12 protein-coding genes, 1 rRNA gene and 1 pseudogene (1 of these 14 only partly in view) are annotated in these 23,302 nt (G+C 59.2%); 10 read left to right on the plus strand and 4 right to left on the minus strand.

Annotation, left to right across the window (positions count from 1 at the left end; genetic code table 11):
- Together AACU78_RS30075 and AACU78_RS11965 are read left to right on the plus strand one after the other, a co-directional pair.
- Positions 1–6,542: pseudogene (locus AACU78_RS30075) on the plus strand (immunoglobulin-like domain-containing protein); its annotated part reaches 3,748 nt to the left of the window's first position; the annotation flags it as partial.
- A gap of 152 nt (positions 6,543–6,694) precedes the next feature.
- A complete protein-coding gene (locus AACU78_RS11965; protein WP_016968775.1) occupies positions 6,695–7,033 on the plus strand; it encodes a hypothetical protein in 339 nt (112 codons plus the stop codon).
- A gap of 152 nt (positions 7,034–7,185) precedes the next feature.
- Here AACU78_RS11965 and lapD read toward each other — a convergent pair whose 3' ends face one another.
- Together lapD and lapG are read right to left on the minus strand one after the other, a co-directional pair.
- Positions 7,186–9,132, minus strand: coding sequence for a cyclic di-GMP receptor LapD (lapD, locus tag AACU78_RS11970; RefSeq protein ID WP_106580707.1), 1,947 nt, complete (start codon positions 9,130–9,132; stop codon positions 7,186–7,188).
- Between the two features lie 14 nt (positions 9,133–9,146).
- The gene (gene lapG, locus AACU78_RS11975) at positions 9,147–9,839 is read right to left on the minus strand and encodes a cysteine protease LapG (protein ID WP_106580708.1); all 693 of its coding nucleotides are present in this window, start codon (positions 9,837–9,839) and stop codon (positions 9,147–9,149) included.
- 252 nt (positions 9,840–10,091) lie between these two features.
- On the opposite strand from lapG, the gene AACU78_RS11980 reads away from it, so the two are divergent.
- From AACU78_RS11980 to AACU78_RS12000, 5 genes are all read left to right on the plus strand, one after another.
- Complete coding sequence (locus AACU78_RS11980) at positions 10,092–10,802, plus strand: GntR family transcriptional regulator (RefSeq protein ID WP_106580709.1); 711 nt, start codon at positions 10,092–10,094, stop codon at positions 10,800–10,802.
- A 361-nt stretch (positions 10,803–11,163) separates the two neighbouring features.
- Positions 11,164–11,922 carry a DUF3050 domain-containing protein gene (locus tag AACU78_RS11985; protein WP_106580710.1) on the plus strand — a complete coding sequence of 253 codons (759 nt, stop codon included), beginning with the start codon at positions 11,164–11,166 and terminating at the stop codon, positions 11,920–11,922.
- Positions 11,919–12,866, plus strand: a complete 948-nt coding sequence (locus AACU78_RS11990; protein WP_106580711.1) for a diiron oxygenase — start codon at positions 11,919–11,921, stop codon at positions 12,864–12,866. Before AACU78_RS11985 ends, AACU78_RS11990 begins: the two co-directional genes overlap by 4 nt.
- Positions 12,863–16,240 (plus strand): amino acid adenylation domain-containing protein, encoded by a 3,378-nt coding sequence (locus AACU78_RS11995; RefSeq protein ID WP_106580712.1) that lies wholly within the window; start codon positions 12,863–12,865, stop codon positions 16,238–16,240. The genes AACU78_RS11990 and AACU78_RS11995 overlap by 4 nt, the downstream gene beginning before the upstream one ends.
- A 17-nt stretch (positions 16,241–16,257) precedes the next feature.
- A complete protein-coding gene (locus tag AACU78_RS12000) occupies positions 16,258–16,716 on the plus strand; it encodes an SRPBCC family protein (protein WP_106580713.1) in 459 nt (152 codons plus the stop codon).
- Positions 16,717–16,755: 39 nt separating this feature from the next.
- Here AACU78_RS12000 and AACU78_RS12005 read toward each other — a convergent pair whose 3' ends face one another.
- On the minus strand, positions 16,756–18,636 hold the full coding sequence (locus tag AACU78_RS12005; RefSeq protein WP_106580714.1) for a methyl-accepting chemotaxis protein: 1,881 nt from the start codon (positions 18,634–18,636) through the stop codon (positions 16,756–16,758).
- Positions 18,637–18,915: 279 nt separating this feature from the next.
- Between AACU78_RS12005 and AACU78_RS12010 the strand changes: the two genes are divergently transcribed.
- The 3 genes from AACU78_RS12010 (at position 18,916) to AACU78_RS12020 (ending at position 23,011) form a co-directional block, all read left to right on the plus strand.
- Entirely contained in the window at positions 18,916–19,443 is a 528-nt protein-coding gene (locus AACU78_RS12010) for a sigma-70 family RNA polymerase sigma factor (protein ID WP_106580715.1), read from the plus strand.
- A complete protein-coding gene (locus tag AACU78_RS12015; RefSeq protein ID WP_106580716.1) occupies positions 19,436–20,410 on the plus strand; it encodes a FecR domain-containing protein in 975 nt (324 codons plus the stop codon). Before AACU78_RS12010 ends, AACU78_RS12015 begins: the two co-directional genes overlap by 8 nt.
- 105 nt (positions 20,411–20,515) lie before the next feature.
- The gene (locus AACU78_RS12020; RefSeq protein ID WP_106580717.1) at positions 20,516–23,011 is read left to right on the plus strand and encodes a TonB-dependent siderophore receptor; all 2,496 of its coding nucleotides are present in this window, start codon (positions 20,516–20,518) and stop codon (positions 23,009–23,011) included.
- A gap of 173 nt (positions 23,012–23,184) precedes the next feature.
- Here the strand turns inward: AACU78_RS12020 and rrf are convergent.
- Positions 23,185–23,300 (minus strand): 5S ribosomal RNA (rrf, locus tag AACU78_RS12025).
- Positions 23,301–23,302: the final 2 nt, after the last annotated feature.

Below are 23,302 nucleotides of genomic sequence, written 5' to 3' on the forward strand. Positions count from 1 at the left end.
CCAGTGCAACTGGCGGTAACTTTGAGAACTTGGTTCCAGGTACTGCCCCAGCCGTCACCACGATCACTGATTCGATCGACACCACTACCGTTACCCTGACGGCGGATCCATCGGTCGTTGAAGGCGGTAACATCACCTACACCGCGACGCTGACCAACCCGGCGCAAACTCCGGTCACCGTGACGCTGAGCAATGGCCAGACCATCGTTATCGAAGCGGGTAAATCTGCCGGCTCGGTGGTTTTCGAAACCCCAGCTAACGACGTCTACAACAATGGTTCGACCGTCAGCACAACTATTACCAGTGCAACTGGCGGTAACTTTGAGAACTTGGTTCCAGGTACTGCCCCAGCCGTCACCACGATCACTGATTCGATCGACACCACTACCGTTACCCTGACGGCGGATCCATCGGTCGTTGAAGGCGGCAACATCACCTATACCGCGACGCTGACCAATCCGGCGCAAACCGCCGTGACCGTCACTTTGAGCAACGGCCAGACGATCAATATCGAAGCGGGCAAGTCCAGCGGAACTGTAGTTTTCGAAACTCCAGCTAACGACGTTTACAACAACGGTTCGACCGTTAACACGACGATCACCAACGCCACTGGCGGTAATTTCGAGAACCTCGCAACCAACCCAGCGCCAGCCACCACTACGATCACCGACTCGATCGACACCACCACCGTCACCCTGACGGCGGACCCATCGGTCGTTGAAGGCGGCAACATCACCTATACCGCCACGCTGACCAATCCAGCACAAACTGCTGTGACGGTTACCTTGAGCAACGGCCAGACGATCAATATCGAAGCGGGCAAGTCCAGCGGAAGTGTGGTTTTCGAAACCCCGGCCAACGACGTCTACAACAACGGTTCGACCGTCAACACGACGATCACCAACGCCACTGGCGGTAACTTCGAAAACCTGGCAACCAACCCAGCGCCAGCAACCACTACCATCACCGACTCGATAGACACCACTACCGTCACCCTGACGGCAACCCCTTCAGTCGTTGAAGGCGGCAACATTATTTACACCGCTACGCTGACCAACCCAGCGCAAACCGCTGTGGCGGTCACGCTGAGCAACGGCCAGACGATCAACATCGAAGCCGGCAAGTCCTCGGGCTCGGTGGTGTTCCACACCCCGGCCAACGACGTCTACAACAACGGTTCGACCGTCAACACGACGATCACCAACGCTACCGGTGGCAACTTCGAAAACCTGGCGACCAACCCAGCGCCAGCAACTACCACGATCACCGACTCGATCGACACCACCACTGTCACCCTGACGGCGACCCCTTCGGTCGTTGAAGGCGGCACCATTACTTACACCGCCACGCTGACCAACCCGGCGCAAACCGCTGTGGCGGTCACGCTGAGCAACGGCCAGACGATCAACATCGAAGCCGGCAAGTCTTCGGGCACGGTCGTGTTCCAAACGCCGCCGAACGACGTTTACAACAACGCGTCGACTGTCAGCACGACGATCACCAAGGCAACCGGCGGTAATTTTGAGAACCTGGCGGCGAATCCGACCGCTGCAGTGACGAGCATCACCGACTCGATCGACACCACCACCGTCACCCTGAGTGCGCCAAGTGCGGTCAACGAAGGCGGCACCATCACCTACACCGCCACCTTGAGCAACAAGGCTGGCAGCGACATGGTGATCACCCTGGATAACGGCTCGACGATCAAGATTGCCAAGGATTCCCTGGTGGGCCAGGTGACCGTCAATGCGCCAGGCGATGACGTGTTCATCGACAAGAGCACCCAGACCGTCAAGATCGCCGGCACTACCGGCGGCAATTTCGAAAACCTCAGCGTGACGCCGGGCGGCGCCACCACCGTGGTCAACGACACCATTGATACGGTGAGAATCCTCCTGACCGCCACCGGCAGCGTCGGCGAGAAAGGCAACATCGTCTACACCGCCACCCTGGTCGACAAAGACGGTCATGTCGTCAATAACGTCGGCAAGACTGTGGTGGTCGAGCTGGATAACGGCAAAACCATCAGCATTGCCGACGGCCAGAGTTCCAGCACGGCCACCGTTGTCGCGCCTAACGATGTGTACGCCGGCAACCAGACGGTGACTGCGGCCATCAAGGGCGTAACCGGTGGGGAGCAGTTCGAGAACCTGGTGCCGGTCAAGGATCCGGTGAGCACCACCGTATACGACACACCGGGCACCACCGACCTGACGACCGTCACCCTGAGCGCGCCAAGTGCGGTCAACGAAGGCGGCACCATCACCTACACCGCCACCTTGAGCAACAAGGCCGGTAGCGACATGGTGGTCACCCTGGATAACGGCGCCACGATCAAGATCGCCAAGGATTCCCTGGTCGGCCAGGTGACCGTCAATGCGCCAGGCGATGACGTGTTCATCGACAAAAGCACCCAGACCGTGAAGATCACCGGCACTACCGGCGGTAATTTCGAGGGCGTCACCATCACCCCGGGCGGCGCAACCACCGTCGTCAACGACACCATCGATGACGTGACCGTGTCGCTCAAAGCCAACGGTTCGGTCAGCGAAGGCGGCCTGATCACTTACACCGCGTCCCTGGTCGACAAGAACGGCAACGCCGTAACCAACGTCGGCTCCGACTTGGTGGTGAAGTTGAATAACGGCTCGACCATTACCATCGGCAACGGCCAGTCCAGCAACACCGCGACCACCACTGCGCCTAACGATGCGTACGTGGGCGCCAACGACGTGACTGCCAAGATCACCGGCGTGGTCAGCGGCGGCGACAAGTACGAGCATCTGATCGTCGACGGCAGCACCGTGACCACCAAGGTGACGGATGTGATCAACAACACCACCATCAGCATTACCGGCGACGCGTCGGTGACTGAAGGCGGCACGGCGAACTACACCCTGACCCTGAGCAACCCGGCGCAAACCGATGTGACCGTGACGCTCAAGTACAGCGGCACCGCCACCGATGGCTCGGATTTCACCGGCGTGTACACCGTGAAGATCCCGGCTGGCGCCAGCAGCGTGCCGTTCACCATCGGCACGATCGACGACAAGATCACCGAGCCGACAGAAACGATCGTCATCACCATCGATAAAACCACCGGCGGCAACTTCGAAAACCTGGTGGTCGGCAATGGCAGCGTCAGCACCAACATCATCGACAACGACGCGCCGCCGGTCATCGACCTGGATGCCAACAACTCCAGCGGCGCCACCGGTGCCGACTACAAGACCTCGTTCACCGAAGGCGGCACGGGCGTGTCGATTGCTGACACTGACATCAAGATTACCGATCCGGACAGTACTCAACTGACCGGCGCCACGGTGGTCTTGACCAACACTCAGCAGGGCGATTCGCTGAACTACACAGGCGTTACCGGCATCACTGTGACCCCGACCACAGACCCTGCCACCGGCAAGATCACGCTGACCCTGACCGGTACGGCGTCGCTGGCTGACTACATGCAGCAGATCAAGAACATCACGTTCACCAACAACAGCCACGACCCGAGCACCACGCCGCGGACCATCACCGTAACCGTGACCGATGGCGGCAATTACTCCAACGTCGCTACCGCCACGGTCAACGTAGTGGCGGTCAACGATGCGCCAGTGGCAACCGGCAGCGCCGTGACCGGCACCGAAGACACGCCGCTGGCGCTGACCTGGGCCAACTTCGGCGTGACCGATGTGGACTCGCCACAAGCCAGCCTTGGCGTGAAGATCACCGACCTGCCGGTGGCCGGCAAGCTGCAATACCTGGCGGCAGATGGCGCCACCTGGACCAACGTGACCGCCGGCCAGACCTTCACCAAGGCGCAGATCGACGGCGGCCAGTTGCGCTTTATGCCCAACGCCAACGAGTCCGGCACCGACGGTTATGGCGGCACCGGTATTGGCAACAAGCAGGCCGATTACGCGCAGTTCAAGTTCCAGCCTACCGACGGCAAGGACCTGGGCACCAGCGCCACGGTGAAAGTCGATATCACACCGGTCGCCGACGCACCGACCCTGAATGTGGCTGACAACAACGTCAATTCGGTGGGCTTGCTCAAACAAAGCTGGAACAGCATCGCCGGCATCGGCACCAACGGCAACGGCGCGGCCCCAGCCGACCTGAAAAACGCCATTGATAACGCCGGCACGCCCAACAGCAGCGGGATTGTGACCAACGTCGAATCCACCGCCAATGTGGCGGCGGGTGCAGGCTCGAAGATCTCCGGCCTGATGTACATGGAAGCCGGCAAGTCCTACACCTTCAGCGGCACCGGCGATGACAGCCTGGTGATCAACGTCGGCGGCAAAGACGTGGCCAGCGCGCAATGGGGCACCAACAGTGGCAAGTTCAGCGGCTCGATCACCCCGACCGTCAGCGGCTACTACAGCATCGAGATTTACCACGCCAACCAGTCCGGTCCGGGCAGCTATGACGTCAACCTGTCGATCAACGGCGCAGCGGCCACGGACCTGAGCACCAGCGGCGCGGCGTTGTACACCGGCATCACTGACCTGACCAACGCCGGCGTGACCGTGTCCGACCTGCATGGCAGCAACGGTGACGGTTACTACGTGGGCTACAAGCTCAACGAAGGCCAGGAAAACGGCACCGTGAAGCTGTCCAAGGTCACCACCGCGCTGACCGATACCGACGGTTCGGAAACCCTGAGCGTGAAGATCAGTGGCGTACCGGCAGGCTCGGTGCTAGCCGACGCGTCCGGGCACACCTTCACCGCGACCAAAACCGTGGGCGAAGTCAACGTCACCGGCTGGGACCTGAGCACCCTGACCATCAAGCCGCCGACCTACTACAGCGGCCAGTTCAGCCTGACCGTCACCTCGACGTCCACCGAAAGCCTCGGCGGTTCGGCCATCACCACCGCGCAATTGCCGGTGACGGTGTACCCGGCCACCTACAGCGCGATCACGGGCACCTCGGGCAGTGACGCGATTACCGGCACCGATGGCAACGACATCGTCGTGGCCGATATCGGCGGCCTGAACGTGGTGCAGGGCAAGAACTACAACATCGCGTTTATGGTGGACAGTTCCGGCAGCATGAGCACCGCGTCGATCAACGCGGCAAAGGCTTCGTTGACCTCGGTGTTCAACTCGCTCAAAGACAGCCTGGGCGCCAACACGTCGGGGACTGTGAATATCTTCCTGGCGGATTTCGATACCCAGGTGAACAAGTCGGTCGCCATCAACCTCAACGATCCAAACGCCCTGACCCTGCTCAAGGCAGTGCTGGACTCGATGGCGTCGGGCGGCGGTACCAACTATGAAGACGTGTTCAAGACCACGGCCAACTTCTTCCAGAGCGGCCTGGCTACCGGCAACAGCGGTGCCACCAACTTGACCTACTTCATCACCGACGGCAAGCCGACCTATTACCAGAGCGGCGAGCAGACCAACCCGACGATTTACAACGTGAAGCTCGACGACTTGGTGACCACGTCCAACTACACACTGGGCACGACGTTCAGCAAATACCTGGATAACACCCACTACTTCAGCGTCGACTCCTCGGGTGCGGCCCAGTTGCAAACCTGGAATGGCTCGCGCTGGGTGGTTAACAACCTGGGCACCCTGCACGCCCAAGGTGACGGCACCTACGAGCTGTCCAACCTGAGCGGTACCGGCAGCAGCACCGACTCGGCGACGCTGAGCAACGCCAAAAGCGCCTTTGCCTTGCTGGGCGGGTTGTCGCAAGTGGAAGCCATCGGCATCAACAGCGACGTTACCCTCAGCGACCTGAAGCCTTACGACAGCGATGGCAAGCCGCAAAGCAACATCGACCCGAAAGACCTGGCCAACGCAATTCTCGGCCACACCGAAGCAACGCTGCCGGGTAACGACACCATCAGCGGTGGCGACGGCAACGACATCATCTTCGGCGACCTGGTGAGCTTCAGCGGTATTACCGGTGAGGGTTACAACGCACTGCAGGCCTTTGTTGCACAGAAGACCGGCGTGGCGGTCACGGCAGTGACCACCTCGAACGTGCACCAGTACGTCACCGAGCATTACGCGGACTTCGATGTGTCCGGCGCCAAGGACGGCAACGACACGCTGCTGGGCGGCGCGGGTGATGACATCCTGTTCGGCCAGGGCGGCAATGACTACCTGGACGGCGGCAAAGGCAATGACATCTTGCTGGGCGGCACCGGTGACGACACCTTGATCGGTGGTCCGGGCAACGACATCCTGATCGGTGGTTCGGGTGCCGACACCTTCGTGTGGAAAGCGGGTGACCTGGGCAACGATGTGATCAAGGACTTTAAAGCCTCGGAAGGTGACCGGATCGATCTCAAGGATCTGTTGAAGGGTGAGACAGACAGCACCATCGACAACTACCTCAAGATCATCACGGTAGACGGCGTGTCGACCCTGCAAATCAGCAGTGAAGGCAAGCTCAACGCAGCGGGCGGCGTGGCCAATGCCGATGTGACGATCAAGCTGGAAGGCAACGATTGGTCTCACACCAGCATCAACTCGCTGATCAGTGGTGCCGACCCGACCATCAAGATCGATCACACCGCCTAAGACGCGATGAACCGGCCGCCCACTCGGGCGGCCGATTTATTTGGCTGATGCGTTGCTGGCCCTCACGGGCGGTTGCATCGCATACTCGCGCTCATAAACACACCATTGACCTATGCTGGTGAACGCGTGTGGCTCATTTTCGAGGGTTTCTTATGTTTTACGTGCAACGTGATGCACAGGGTGCACTGAGTCGCGTGGAGGCCGCCGCCTTTGCCGAATCAACTGAAACCCTGCCGGCCGATCACCATGAGATCCAGGCCTGGTACGCCAACGAAGTGGTGGAAACCAGCCTGGCGCAGCTCAAGCAAAGCGACCTGGAGATGATTCGGGTGCTGGACGACTTGATTCAGGTGCTGACGCGCAAGGGCGTGATCAGCGTGACAGACCTGCCGCCGGCGGCGCAGGCCAAGCTGATGGACCGTACCCACGCGCGGGAAGCGTTGGGCGGGTTGAGCCACCTGATCAATGATGAAGAGACTGGTTTGATCTGATTTAGTTAGGCACACCGAATCTAAATCGGGGCAGGCTTTTGTAGGAGCTGGCTTGCCTGCGATGCAGGCACCTCGGTGTATCAGGCGGACCGAAGTGATGCTATCGCAGGCAAGCCAGCTCCCACACAAGCGAGTGCCCCGTTAGGTTTGGATTATTTCCAGGGCGCCGGTTCACCGAACAGCTGGCCCTGCACACCGAAAATCCCCATCTCGCGAATCACCTTCAGCTCACCCTCAGTTTCCACACGCTCGGCAATCAATGGCAAGTCGATGCTGTGGGCCGCACGCTGGATCGCCTCGATAAACAGGCGTTTGTCGCTTTCCTGATCGATGGCGCGGATGTAGCTGCCGTCGATTTTCAGGTACGCCAGGCCCAGCCGTGCAAGGTTGCCGATCATGCTGAAACGCCCACCAAAGCGCTGCAGGCTCAGAGAGAAGCCCAGCTCGCGCAGGCGCTGGGTCAACTGCTCCAGCAGCGCCTGCTCCGGCAATTGCTCTTCACCGATTTCCAGGGTCAGGCGCGGGCCCAGGTTGCTGTGCTGGCGCAGCAGCTCAAAAATCCGATTCAGCGCCTGAGCATCCTGCAAGGTCGCGGCAGACAGGTTCAGCGCCAAGCTATGGCTGTGGCCGGCCATTTGCTTGAGTACCTGCTCAAGCATCAAGCGGTCCAGGCGCGCCGTCCAGCCGAAGCGCTCGAGCCACGGCAGGAAACGTCCGGCAGGTATCGTGTGGCCGTCTTCATCCTGCAAGCGCGACAGCACTTTGTAGTGCAAGACCAGCTGCGGGTCCTGGCTGGCGACGACCGGTTGGAAGTACAGCTGGAAACGCTGCTGGGTCAGGGCCTGGTCGAGCAGTGTGTGCCACGCATGGTGATCGTCGCCGACGCTGGCGGCGGCGCTATGGTCGAGGCACACCCAGGTGGTGTCGCCCTGCCCTTCGGCCTGGGCCAGGGCTTGGTCAGCCAGGGTCAACAGGGCTTGAGGCGAATCGCCATGGTTAAACGGTGCCAGGCCGATATAGGCAACCGGCGTGACATCACTGGCGCCAGTGGCCTGCAGGCTGAGCAACGTGGTCTCAAGGTTCTGCGCCAGTTGCAGCGCTTCTTCACGCACCAGCCCCGGCGCCAGTACCGCAAACTCACCGCCGCGGATACGGGTGACGAGGTTGTGGGTTTCCGGGTACGGCTCGCACTCGCGTAGCAGCTGTTCGCCGACCGCTTGCAGCAATTGGTCGGTACGCTGGCCACCGAGGCGCTGGTTGAGACCGGCGAGGTCCTTGACCCGCAGCAGCAGCAGATAGCCGGAGCTGGTCTCTTCCGGGTGACTCACGCGGGCGTTGAGCTGCATTTCGAAATAACGCCGGTTGGCGAGGCCGGTGAGGTTGTCTTGATAGGACTCGATGCGCAGTTTTTCGCTGCGCTCGGCCTGCTCCTGGAACAGCGCCTTGAGCTTTTCCACCATCTGGTTCATGGCCTGCACCACGCGGCGCAGTTCCGGCGTGCGCGGCAGGTCGGGCAAGCTGAGGAACTCGCGGCGGGCAATGGCGTGGGACTGCTTGACCATGTAGTCCAATGGCTTCAACTGCCGGCGCAGCAATAACGCGCCAAGCACCGCACTGACCGCGCCGCACAGCAACAGCCAGCCGAGGCTGCCCAGGGCGCTCTGCCAGAGTTTGGCCAGGGCGAACATCGGGTGACTGACCACCTCCACGCGCGCCGCCTGCTCCCAGCCGCGATTGACCAGCGCATCGCCACCCGCCGGCTCCAGGCCGATCAATTTCACGAACCAGTTGGGCACACCGTTGTTGTCGGGAATGCCGCTGCGCTCGACGATGGTTTTATCCGTGGCCAGGTCCACCACGCGGATGCTCGCGTAATAGCCGCTGTCGAAGATTGAGCTGACCAGCAGTTCGACCATGGCCGGGTCGTCGATATTGGGCGTCAGCGACAATGCCAGTGCCGTCGCCGCATCCTGCGCGTGGGAGCGAAGCTGGTTGACGTATTGGGTGCGCGAGCTTTCCAGGCTGACCATGAAGCTGCCACTGAAGGCGACCACGAGGAACAGACAGATTGCGATCAATAGTTGTTTGAACAGAGACATCCGATCAGTTACTCCTAGTTGGCAGGCTCGGCCGGGAAGCCTTCGGCACGCATTTTTCTCAACACATCCTGCCAGCGCGACAAGCGTTTGGTATCACCGACTTTTGTGTTGCCCTTGGCGCCGGGCAGGTACAAACCCTCGGCGTTGAAGGAATACACGGGAATCAGGTCGGTACGGCGAGTGGCCGGCAGGATCTCGTCCATCAGGCTATCGAGCACCAGCGGGATGGCGTTGGGGGTCGAATAATAAGTCAGCACCATGTGTGCGCGATTCTGCCGCAAGGCCTTGACGTAGGTAATGCGCAATTTGTCGCTGGAAACGCCCAGGTGACGCAGGCTGAAATACTTGGCGATTGCGTAGTCTTCACAATCTCCGGCACCTTTCCACAGGGCTTCGATGGGCGTCTCCCAATAATCGACCACGTGCCACAGGTCGATGTCTTCCACGTACGTCATTTGTTTGTTGAAGAACAGATTGACGACCTTGAGCTGCTCCTGCTCGTCGACTTGCTTTTGGGTCGCCAGCAACCGCTGCCAGGCGTCAATTCGCTGCTGGCCCTCACCCAGCGGCCCGTACAAGGCGGTGGCTTTGCGGCTGATCTGAGAGAAATCCCAATCGGCATGCAGCCCGCCGAGCATCAAGCCAGCCAACAGAATCGCTGAAAATAGCCAGCTGAGGATTCGAGAGGGAATAAAACTTACCGCCAAGGCGTTCAGTCCGTGGAGAGAGACGGAATTTCAAAGGATGGTGAAGCCTCAACCCACAAAAAACAATGGCACAGTGCAATCATTCATGCGTGGGCGAAGTTCATGACCCGCCGCTGTGGGATGCACAAAGTACAGCTTGTAAGCCCTTACAAACGGAAACTTTGGCTGTTTGACAAGCGTGTGGGCCATCTTTAGTGTGCATTGGATCCAATTAAACACACTCCATTCAACAATAAGGAGGATAGCGTAACCGTGACGCAGAAGCCGAACCCTTTAAGCAGCATCAAAATCAGCGGGCCTATTCCCGCCCACCTTGCTCGCGCCGTTATTGAAGAAACCTTGCGCAATGCCATTCTCGACGGTCGATTGCCCTGTGGCACCGCGATGCGCCAGCAAGAGCTCGCCAGCCTGTTCGGTGTCAGCCGCATGCCCGTGCGCGAAGCTTTGCGCCAGCTGGAAGCCCAGTCTTTGCTGCATGTGGTGACCCACAAGGGCGCCGTGGTTGCACCGTTGATCGAAGACAATTCGGCTGAAACCTATGCCCTGCGCATGCTGCTGGAATCCGAAGCGCTGCGCCTGTCGATCCCGTTGCTCACCGACGCCGACATTGCCCAAGCCGACGCCTTGATCAAAGCGCTGGAGCAGGAGAAAGACTACGCCGAGATCGGCCGTCTCAATCGTCTGTTTCACATGGCGCTTTATAGCAAGGCACCCAACCAGCGTTTGCTCAAGTTGGTTGAACACGGCTTGAATGAGGAAGAACGCTTTCTGCGCTTCAACCTCGAAGCGATGGGGCTGGGCGAGACGTCCCAGGAAGATCACCGTGAACTGCTGAGCCTGGTGGCCCAGAAGAAAACCGACGAGAGCATCCTGACGTTGCGCAACCACCTGATGCGCGGCATGGAGGTCATCTCTACCTACCTCAGCGGTCTTGAAGCCGCCGCAACACCCGACACGCAGTAAGTTTTACCGCGCTCGTTGTAGATCCTTATACGGTGAAGGCCCCTTTCTGTGCGGAAGGGCCCCCACGGTATACATCGCATATTTATTGATGCCTGGCTAACTTAAAGAAACGTCCCACTTCGATTCAAGCAAGTTACTTACAACACACTGTATCTCGAAAAAATATCTAATACTTTCATCATCTCGCCCCACCGTTTAATCAGCTTACTATCGCGACCTAATACAACAACCATTTTATTTTGCTGCGCAGCTTAGTCTCGTTCTCGCTGCGCGCGGGGCCTGGCTATGCGCCACGCCTGCACGTCCAGTTGTAAATCCCATCCTGTTTTCAGAGCAGCGCAATAACTTATAGGCATCAACCATGCATCAACACTTACTTGAACAAAAGAAACTGCAGCTGTGCCGCCATCCGTTATTTAAAGAAATAACTTCACTGACCAAGTTACAGCGTTTCATGCAACACCATGTATTTGCCGTTTGGGATTTTATGAGCCTGACCAAACGCTTGCAGCAGGACCTGAGCTGCACGCAGTTACCCTGGCTGCCGCCCCTCGACTCGCAAGCGACGCGCCTCATCAATGAAATCGTGCTCGGCGAAGAGTCCGATGAACATCCCGCACAGGGCCATTGCAGCCACTTCGACCTGTACCTGCAAGCGATGGCCGAAGTAGGCGCTGACACCCGCGTCGTCCGGCGCTTCATTGAGCTGCAGCGTCAAGGGACCGAAGCCAGCACAGCCTTGCATCAGGTCGATGCGCCGCCAGGCGTAGCCCGCTTTGTCGAAAGCACGTTGCAGATCGCCTTGAACGCGCCCACCCATGGCGTAGCGTCCGCCTTCCTGCATGGACGCGAGAGTGTCATTCCCTCCATGTTCGCGTGCATTCTGCGCGGCGATGTATTCAAGGGCCGCCAGGCGCCGACCTTCTGCTACTACTTGAACCGTCACATCGAACTGGACACGCAAGGGCACGGGCCCGCCGCAGAGGCGCTACTCCAGCGCCTGATCGGTACAGACCCGACTCGCCAACGCCAGGCCGATGAGATCGCTCTGGGCGCCGTGCACAGCCGCCTCCGCTTCTGGGACGACGTGCGCGCCTCGCTGCAAGAGACGCAGCCATGAACGCCGCCGACTATCGCTCCTTCGCCGACGACTGGGAACGCCGTGCAACCCTGCGCACACGTCCGCGGCGCATGCTGGAAAACGACGACAGACTCATCTACCCCGCGAGCCGCCAGCCCCTGGTGCTGAGCGCGACCTTCCTTGAGCATTGCTCGCAGTGGCGCGACTTCGTGCTGGTGCAAAGCTTCTACAAATTCCTCAATGACGTGGTGATCTTCGAAACCGAGATCGTCGACAAGACCGCTCGCAGCATTGCCAAGAATCGCTCCTCGCTGTCCTTCCCCCTCGCCTGTCGCTACGACGCAATGACTGTCGTGGTCGATGAGGATTACCACGCGCTGGTCGCGCTGGATTTCCTGCAACAAACCGTGAACATGACGGGCCTGCAACCGCTCGACTTGCCCGGCCAAATCGAGCTGAGCCATGCCTTGCCCGCCGCGCAGGCATTGGCGCCGCCGCACCTGCGTGACGCCGTGGAGTTGATTGGCGTGGCCATCGCCGAAAACACCATCACCCATGACGTCGCGGCGTTTGCCAAGGATGACAGCGTCAAACCGTCCATACGCGGCTTGATGGCCGACCACTTGTTCGATGAAGGCCGCCATGCACAGTTCTGGACCCACCTGGTGCGTATCTACTGGCAGTCGGCAACCCCGGCCGACCGCGACAGCATCGCGGCCACCCTGCCGGCCTTCTTGACGCATTACCTGACCAACGACCTGCAGAAAGCTTTCGATCTGCAGTTGATCGAACACCTGGACGTCAGCGCCGACGTTCGCCGTGCGCTACAAGACGAAGTCGCAGCGCTGCACTTTCCCATCACCCGCCAGCACCCGCTGCTCGGCAATATCATGGGCTTTCTGCACCACAGCGGTGTGCTGAACACCCCGAGCGTCGCCCTGGCCCTGAGCACCTATTTACCCGAATCGGGGAGGCAGCCATGAGGCGCTTGAACATGGGATGGAGCGGCACCAGCAAAGCCTTGGAAGCGATCAGGCAAACGCTGGAGCAATACGGACACGTCACAGTGACGGAGTCCCTCGACGTCATGATTGAAGACGGCAGCCAACCGCTGCGCGTGCCTGCCGATAATACCCAGCGGATCAGCCTGCGACTGGGCATTGGCCCGGTGTCTGAACATGGGCTTCCTGCGGTGCAATTGCGCTGCTATGACCAAACCCGCCGCGTACTGGCGATATGCGACATCCCCGAAGAACCCAGCGGCAACGGCGAGCGATTGCGCCGCCATGCGACGAATGCGCTGGTGGAATGGGTAGCCTCGCTGGTCAGTCAATTCTCGCGAGACCCTACGTTTTTTTCGGCGACAACCGTCGCTAATGCCTGGCCTGAGCAAAGCCTTCATGGGCTTGAAGGGTTGGCGTTCCTGCATCGATTCAACCGTACTTCGCAACCGGCACTGTTACAGGCTGCACAGGTGCCAATGATCGAGCGGCTACAGGCCAGTCTTCATTCCTTTGCTGAACGACCGGCGCTGAACATCGCGGGCAGCGTGCTGACCTACCGTCAATTACTGGATCGCGCCGTGTCGATCCAGCAAAGCCTGAGTCCCCTGCTGCAGCACGCGCAGACGCCAGCGGTGATCGGCGTGTGCCTGGAAAAATCCGTTGATCTGTATGCCAGCATTCTGGCGGTGCTGGGTTGCGGCGCGGCGTACCTGCCACTGGCACCCGATCATCCGCCGCAACGCCAGCGCGCCATGCTGCAAAGCAGCAACGCCAGGGTGTTGGTGGTAGAGGGTCAGCACCCTTTGCGCGACAATTTCGTTACCCTGAATGTCAGCACTGTCGACCCGACCTGTGCCGACATCACACGCCCGCTGATGCAGCATCGTCCCAGCAGCGAGGCACCCTGCGTGGCGCTTTTCACCTCAGGCACCACCGGCCAACCGAAAGGCGTGTTGCTCAGCCAACGCAACCTTGCGCATTTCACCGCCTGGCTAGGCGCCTGTATGTCGTTGGACGAGCACAGCCGCGTGCTGCAGTTTTCGCCGCTGAGTTTTGACTCATCACTGATCGACATCTTCCCCGCCCTGATAGCCGGCGCCGAGTTGGTCGTCCCGAACGAGGGCCAACGGCACGATCCTCAGCAACTGGTCGAGCTGATTCGCCAACAGGGCATCAGCCACGCGTTTCTGCCGCCGGCGCTGCTGAGCATTCTGCCGGTGGATCAGCCCTTGGGTTTGACTCACTTGATGACCGGCGGTGATGCCTGCGAGCCGCATGTGATCGAGTGCCTGGCGAGCCAATGCCACCTGCACAATTTCTACGGCCCTACCGAGACGACGGTACTGGTCACCCACCGAACCTTCCAGCCCGGTGACAGCACACGCAATCTTGGGCGCCCCATTGCCAACAGCCAGGTGCTGATCCTCGACGACGACCTGCACCCGGTGGATGAACAGGTGATGGGCGATCTGTATATCGTCGGCCCTGGCCTGGGCCTTGGGTATGTGAGCGCGCCGCAGGGGGTCGACAGCCCGTTTGTTGAGCTGACACAGCCGGACGGCCGATCAGTGAGGGCATACCGCAGTGGCGACCGGGCGAAATGGACGGCCGACGGTATCGAACTGGGCGGTCGGCGGGATGATCAGGTGAAGATCCGCGGCTTTCGGGTCGAGCCCCAGGAGATTGAGCAATGCCTGCGCAGCAGTCGGCTGTTTCGCCAAGTGGCTGTGCTGATTGATCCTGACCGCAGGATCCTGAGCTTTGCCGCCCAACCTGAACCAGGCGCCAGCATGGCAGGCCTCAAGCACCATGCGCGGCAATGGCTGGCGACCTACATGCAGCCCGAGGTGTGGACAGAATTACCCACTCTGCCACGCACTCACCACGGCAAGATCGACCGTCAGGCCTTGCTGGCGATACCGAAACACGCCACTCCCCGCAACGACTGCAATGCCGCACAAACGCCTCTGCAAATGCGGCTGGTGGCGCTGTGGAGCGAGTTGTTGGCGGTGCCGGATGGCGACATTTCCATCGACGATGGGTTTTTCAACCTGGGCGGCCATTCCATTCTGCTGTCTACCCTGCTGCTGCGTCTGCGCAAAGCGTTTGGCCGCAGCCTTTCACTGAGCAGTTTCTTTGAAGCCCCGACAATTCGTACGCTCTGCGTACTGATGGAAGATGGGGCACTGCCGCATGCACCGTCAGGCCAGGTGGAAAAGGATGCGTCGCAAACGCTGAATATAGAAACGCTGCATGAGGACCGCGCTGGCGACCCGCGCAAGGTGATTGTCACGGGCGCCAACAGTTTTGTCGGCGTGCACCTCGTCGAAGCCTTGTTGGCTGGCGGTGCCCAAGAGGTGGCATGCCTGGTGCGTGAACAGCCGGGGCAGTCGGCGATGACGCGGTTTACCCAGGCATTGCGCGAGTACCGGCTGCAACATCTGGACCTGAGGCGGGTGCAGGTATACGCCGCCGATATGGGCTTGCCCCGGCTGGGTTTGGCTAGCGATGTTTATGAGCACCTCGCCCGAAACCACGGGGTCTTGGTGCACAACGCCGCGCGGGTCAATCATGTGATGGATTACGCCTCACTGGCCCAGGACAACGTCGAACCGATACGTGAGTGCCTGCGCCTGTGTGAAACCCACTGCAAGAAAGTCTTCAATTTCATCTCGACCCTGTCGGCCTGCAGCAGTGTCGACGCCCAGGGAAACATCCTTGAAACGCCGGCTGCAACCACGTTGCCGCTCTACCTCAAGAATGGCTACAACCTCTCCAAGTGGGTCGCCGAACGCTTGCTGCGGCGTGCAGTCGAGCAAGGCGCATGGGTGAACATCTATCGCCCGGGAAACATCGCTTTCAATAGCCGCAACGGCGTCTGCAAGCCGCACAACAACCGCCTGATGATGATGCTCAAGGGTTCGTTGCAACTGGGCCTGGCGCCCCGCCTGCAGGTGAACTTCGACCTGATGCCGGTGGACTTCTTTGCCCGTTTTGTTGCGTTTCACTGCGGCCGCTTCGTTGCAAGCCGAAACGTATTCAACCTGCACAACCCACAGCCTTTGAGCTGGGATCGCTACCTTGATGCATTCAGTCAGGCGGGCCACTGCTTCGAGCGAGTGAGCGTTGCGCAGTGGCAGACCGAGCTGCGAACGGTAGGCCCTGATAATGCGCTGTTTGGCGTGTTGGGCTTCTACCTGGATAACCTCGCAGAAGACATCAGCGACATCACGATGATTTGTCACGAGAACGCACGCCAGGGTGTGGAGGCGATGGGCGAGCAGTACCCGCACAAAGACCCGGCGCTGTTGCGCAGAGGCTGCGACCACCTCAAGGCCATCGGCTTTCTCTGACCGTTCAGGACATTTCCATGAATCTGCTGCAACCCGATACATTAATTCGCAACCCGAACGGCACACCGGTGGTGGCGTCTGTTGACGTCGCGTGCGAGGCCGCTGATCTGTGGCGAGTGGTGGGCAATTTTGCAGGCTTTGATGCCTTCGTTCCGGCTCTCTCGCACATCGAAATGACGGGCACAGGCATAGGCGCCTTGCGCACCAAACATTTCCACGATGGCCATTGCGTCGTAGAGCAACTCAACAGCCGCGACGACGACGCCATGTACATGACCTGGACCACACTCTACAACACCTTGGGCGTCGCCCGGCTGTGGGCTGCCATGCAGGTGGAAGCGCTTGGCACAGGATGTTCGCGGGCAACCTGGACGCTTATGGGTGAGCCGGTCGATACCACCCAGGCGGCGTTTGAACAGTTTGTGCAGACCTTCGCCGACACGGCCCTGGAGAATGTACGCCAGATGTTCAGCTGATCAGCAGGAGCGAGACGCCTCGCTCCTGCATGAGCCCGGTCAGATTTTGAAGCTGTCGACCAGTTGCTTCAGGCGGCTCGCTTGCTGAGACAGCGCATCGCAGTCCTTCAGCGTTTCGTTGAGGTTGGCCACACCCTGCTGATTCAGCAGGTTGATCTGGTTGATGTCGACATTGAGGGTTTCAACCACAGCGGTCTGCTCCTCGGTAGCCGCCGCGACCGACTGGTTCATGCCATCGATCTCGACGATTCGCTGCGTCACGCTGACCAGGCGCTCGCCGGCCTGGTTGGCCACTTCAACGCTCTCCTCGCTGGAGGTCTGACTGGCGTTCATGGTGGTCACGGCCTCACGCGAGCCCACTTGCAGCGACGTGATCATCTTATGGATCTCTTCGGCGGACTCCTGGGTACGGTGAGCGAGGTTACGCACTTCATCGGCAACCACGGCAAACCCACGCCCGGCTTCCCCGGCACGCGCGGCCTCGATCGCGGCATTGAGCGCCAACAAGTTGGTTTGCTGGGAGATGCCTTTGATCACATCAAGGATGTGGCCAATGTTGTCGGTGCTGGCGTTCAGGGTTTCGATCTGAGTGCAGGACAGGCTGATCTTCTGCGACAGTTCCGACATCGCCAGGATGGTTTTCTCCACCACCTTGCGCCCGTCGTCTGCTTGTTCACTGGCACCACTGGCGTGCTGCGAAGCATCAGCTGCGTTACGCGCGATTTCCTGGGTAGCGGCACCCAGCTCGTTGATCGCCGCGGCCACGCTGTTGGTGCGCGCGCTTTGCTCGTCCGAGCCGATGATCGAGGCGTTGGACGACGCCATCACGCGTTGGGACAGGTCATGCACTTGACGCGTTGCCGAAGACACCTCGGAAATAGAGGCATGGATACGCTCGACGAACTGGTTGAAAGCGCTGCCCACCTCGCCGAACTCGTCCTTGCTGGTCACGTCCAGGCGGCGAGTCAAATCGCCCTCACCCTGGGCAATGTCCTGCATGGCCACACCCATGGTGGTCAGCGGGCGCAGCAGTACTTGGATCAACAGGCTCAACAGCACGGCAATGGCGACGACGGCAATCAACATGGCGATCAATGCCGAAGTACGGAACTTGCCAAGTGGCGCGTAGGCTTTGTCTTTGTCGATCGACAGACCGATGTACCAATCTGCACCGGGCAAACCGCTGATTGGCGTGAACGAAAGAATGCGGTCCTGGCCATTGAGAACAACGTCCTGGCTGACCTTTTCGATACGCAGGTTGGTACCTGGGTAGATGTCCTTGAGGTTTTTCATCACCTGGTCCTGGTCAGGACTGACGATAACCTGGCCATCGGCGCTGACCAGGAACGCATGGCCGATCCCACCGAAGTCTACCGAGTTGATGATCTTCACCAGGGTTTGCAGGCTCAGGTCACCGCCGACCACACCCAACAGCTCACCGTTCTTTTTGACGGGCAGAGCAATGGTTACGATCTGCCCGCCGACTGCGGCCATGTAAGGCGGAGTCAGCATGGTTTTATCGGCAGCCACCGCCTGCTTGTACCAAGGGCGCTGACGCGGGTCGTAATCGTCAGGCATCTTCGCATCAGGACGCTGGGTGAACACCCCGTTGGTTTGCCCGACGTAGGTGAACTGGAAGTTCGAGGTGAACGCAGGCTGATCAACCAAGCCAGGAAGATCGGCCTGGCTGCCCTGATGGGCAACGTTTTGCGCCAGGCTTTCGAGTACCAGAATGCGGCCACTGAGCCAGTTCTGCACACTGCTGGCCGTGAGTTCGCCTGATTGCTGGATAGACGACTCCAGGTTTTGCTTGATAGTGCTGCGCTGCAGGTAGTCGTTGTAAAGCGTGAATAACGCGAACGCGAGAACCACGACGCCTGATGCGGCCAGCAGAATTTTATGACTGAACTTAAGATTCATTTCATCGACTTCTTTTGCCAAAGGGGGATGAGCGTGCCGAGTGGAACATTCCATGTAACGGGATAGGCGGACTCTGCGACCGCTCTATTTCGGTGCACGCATGGCTCGTCAGGCTTTCGGCCAGGCCAGGCTAAATCTTAGAAATTTGTGAGAAGCATCCTGATTTTGCGTCGGAAACCGACCGACGGTAGATCGGTAGGCGTCGGCGTTGCAAAATTTTTCAGCCTCCCAGACAATGCGACTAATTATCATTTGTGACGTTTGGCCGAGCCTGTGTGAATGCCGACTACTGAGTACATCCCTTGTGAACGTGTTGTGCAGACGCTTTACAGCACCCATCACAGCTGGCTCAACCGGTGGCTGCGCAGCCGCCTGGGCAATGCGGCGGATGCAGCGGACCTGGCTCAGGACACGTTTGTGCGCTTGCTGCAAAAAACCGAACGCCTGGAACTCAAAGCCCCTCGTGCCTTTCTGCGAAGCATTGCCAGCGGCCTGGTGATTGATCATTGGCGGCGTGAAGACATCCAGCGCGCCTACCTCGAGTCCATCGCCCATCTCCCTGAGGCGTTGGTCCCCAGCGCAGAAACGCGGATATTGGTGCTGGAACTGCTGGAGGAAATCGCCCGCCTGCTGGACGGATTGAAGCCGAAAGTACGTAAGGCGTTTCTATTGGCTCAGTGTGATGGGTTGGCGCACAAGCAGATCGCGCTGCAGATGGGGGTGTCGTTGCGAACAGTGGAGCGGTATGTCGCGCAGGCGCTGTATCACTGTTACGTACTGCGTTATGGGCGTGACTACGATGGATAATGCCGCGCGCTCCGGACCAGATCCTCAGGTGGTCAAGCAGGCCATCGCTTGGGCACTGCGCCTGCGTAATAACCGGGCCAACGTGCGCTTGCATGCACAATGTGTGCGCTGGCGCGAAGCGCATGACGACCATGAATTGGCCTGGCAGCGGGTACAGGCACTGCAGCAGGAATTGAGCAGCCAGATGGCCGCGATCCCCGGCGCGCGCGTCGCCTTGGAAAACGTTTCGCAAGGCGTGGGCCGGCGGCAGGCACTGAAGATGTTGTCTGGCGTCATATTGGTGGGCTCCGCAGCCTGGTTAAGCCGCGACCTCACCGGCTGGCAGCGCTGGACGTCCGACCTTGCGACCGCCACCGGGGAACGGCGCAGCGTGCAATTGCCGGATGGCGCTCGTTTGCAACTCAACACCGACAGCGCCGTGGACCTGGACTTCAACGCGCAGCAGCGTCTGATCACGCTGGTTCGCGGGGAAATCCTGGTGACGTGCGGCGCGCCTTCTTCGGCGCCACTGCTGGTTCAAACTCGGCACGGCTTGTTCGAAGGTATCGACGGGCGCTTTGCCGTGCGCCAAGACAGCGATTGCACCCGCTTGAGTGTGGTCAGTGGCAACGTGGCCATTCACTCACCACACTCGGCAGACGGACTGTCGACTCAAGTCCACGCAGGAGAGAGCTACCTCGTACATCACACACATGCCACGCTGGCACCGCCGCTGGATATGGACATGGGCGCCTGGGTCGATGGGCTGATCGTGACACGGAACATGCGCCTGGCTGCCTTCCTGTCGGAGGTGGGGCGCTATCGCCCTGGTTATCTGGGTTGTTCGGCAGAAGCCAGCGACTTGCGGTTGTCAGGGGTTTTCCGGCTGGAGGACACGGATAAATTGTTGGCGATCGTTGCACAGACGCTGCCTGTTGAAGTGCGCTACCGCACGCGTTGGTGGGTAAGCCTGGAACGTTCAGCCTGATTTTTTATGCTTTATATGAAATTTTTTTGGCGGTTTTTTTCCGTGAGACCGGCTTAGACAGTAAGCCCTTCAATCAGCCCTCACCGGCCTCCACGGATCTTGATCATGACAGCGCGTTTTCCCGGCAACTCACCGTGCTCTTCCTACCCCCTTTTGGCTAAATCCATCCGTGCGGCATTGCTGTCAACCGCGATGGGCATGGGCGCGGTTCCAATCGCCGGCATGGCTGGGCAAGCAAACATCGAGCAGGTTAACCAGCGCTACGACCTGCCTGCCGGCGCCCTGGGCGAGGTGCTCAATCAATTCGCCCGTCAGGCAGGCATTACCCTCTCCAGCACGCCTGGGCAAACCCAAGGCCGGCAATCAGCCGGGCTGCACGGCGAGTATTCAGCCGAGCAGGGGTTAAATCATCTACTCACCGGCTCTGGCTTGCAGGCGGTATCGCAAGAGGGTGTCAGCTTTGTGCTGGAGACCCAGACGCAGAGCAGCACCTTGACGCTGCCCACCACGGATATCAAAGGCTTCGCCCTGGGTAATGCCTTAGGCAGCATGGAAGGCTACAACGCGACCCATAGCCAAATCGCAACCAAGACCAGCGCCGCATTGCTGGAGACGTCGCAAACCGTTTCTGTGGTGACGCGCGAGCAGATGGACGACCAAGGCTCCCAAACCGTCGCACAAGCCCTGCGTTACACCTCTGGTGTACTGACCAACCCCTATGGCGCGACCCATCGTTATGACTACGTGGCAATGCGCGGTTTTAATGATGGTTCTGTGGACAACATCTACCTTGATGGTTTGAAGTCCATGGGGGATAGCGGCACCTATAGCACCATGCAGGTTGATCCGTATTTTCTCGAGCGCGTGGACATTCTGAAGGGGCCTTCCTCTGTCCTCTATGGACGTAGCTCGCCCGGCGGCCTGGTCGCGCTGACCAGCAAGAAGCCATTGTTGGAGCCCTACCATCAGGTTCAAGCAACGGCAGGCAGTCACGGTCAGCAGGGCATGGGTTTTGACTTCAGTGGACCCTTGGATGATGACAAGCGCATCGCCTATCGGCTTACCGGTTTAGCGGACAAGTCTGATACGCAGTTCGACCACGCCAAAGAAAAGCGCTTTGCCTTGGCGCCGACACTCAGCATCGACTTTACCGAAGACACCTCGCTGACACTCCAGGCGTACCTGCAGCATGATCCTGATGGCGGCTATCACGGCGGTATGCCGGCAGACGGCGCATTGCATCAGCGTAATGGCCAGCGCATCTCCAGCCACTTCTTCGAAGGTGAACCTGGAGTAGATGGCTACAAACGTGATCAGCAGTCGTTCGGTTATCAGTTCGAGCATCGATTCAACGACGTGTTTACTGCGCGACAGAACTTGCGCTATCTCGACTCCAAGGTGCAATTGGATCAGGTGTACGCCTATGGCTGGACCACACCGACCAGTAACGAGTTGAATCGCTATTATTCGGGAGGTGATGAGAAGCTGCATGCGTTCATCATCGACAACATGCTGCAGGCGGAATTTTTTACCGGTACCACTCACCATACCGTGCTGATGGGGGCTGATTATCAGCGACGTAAAACGGTGGTGGACTGGACGAGCGGGTCACTGCAGCCAATCAACGCATTCAACCCGGTCTATGGCAACACTGCTATCAGCAATACCAGCCTGACCAGCTATCTGCGTCGCCTTGAGCAAACTGGCGTTTATCTACAAGACCTGATCGAGATGGATAAATGGCGGCTCTCTCTAGGGCTGCGTCAGGACTGGGTAGAGACGTCCGACGAGAACCGTATCGCTGAAGCGGGGCGACCGCTGGGCACGGAAATTTCTGACAAACGTACCAAACTGACTGGGCGAGCCGGTGCGCTGTATCTGTTTGATAACGGCTTGGCACCCTATGTCAGCTATTCAGAGTCGTTCAACCCGAACTCCTATTCAGACAACGCCGGCAACCCGCTGGCACCCACCAATGGAACGCAATGGGAAGCGGGCTTGAAGTATCAGCCGCCGGGGACGGATAACCTGTTTACAGCTTCCTGGTTTCGCATTGACCAGGAGAACCTGGCGACAAAGCTTCCTCAAGAAAACTTCTATCGCGCAGTAGGTGCGGTTCGCTCGCAGGGACTGGAGTTGGAAGCACATATGCAACTGACCGATAACCTGAAGATCTTGGGCAGCTATACCTTTACCGATATTAAATATTCAAAATCGATGGTCAGTACGCTGAGCTCAGCCGACAACTTGATTGAGAACAAAGGCAACTCCCCCACGCAGGCACCTCGCCATATGGCATCGGTGTGGGCGGACTACACGTTTGATAGCGGCGCCTTTGACGGCTTGCGACTTGGGGGCGGGGTTCGGTACGTCGGCTACAGTTGGGCAGACGCGGAGAACACAATGAAGGTACCTGCCTACACCTTATTCGACGCATCCTTAGGGTATGACTTGGGCAAGGTCGGACTCAAAGGCGTAGATGTACGGTTGAACGCGAACAACCTGACCAATGAGACCTATGTAGCGTCCTGTGCCAGCCTGAACTTCTGCTATTTGGGCGAAGAGCGTAATGTCAGTGCGACGGTAAGCTATCAATTCTGATCTGTTAGCGTTTCTGACAAGCCAGTGTCTGCTTTCAGGCACTGGCTTTTTTGTGGGCTGGGTGCAGGGGGACCTGATGTGGCCGGCTCGGGAGGATTTCTCTCAGTCGGCAACAGCCCTCCAAAACGACAAAACCCCTGTCTGCGTTAGCAGACAGGGGTTTCGGAATTTAATCTTGACGATGACCTACTCTCACATGGGGAAACCCCACACTACCATCGGCGATGCATCGTTTCACTGCTGAGTTCGGGATGGGATCAGGTGGTTCCAATGCTCTATGGTCGTCAAGAA

The organism is Pseudomonas sp. R9.37, from assembly GCF_963878885.1.
Taxonomy (GTDB): domain Bacteria; phylum Pseudomonadota; class Gammaproteobacteria; order Pseudomonadales; family Pseudomonadaceae; genus Aquipseudomonas.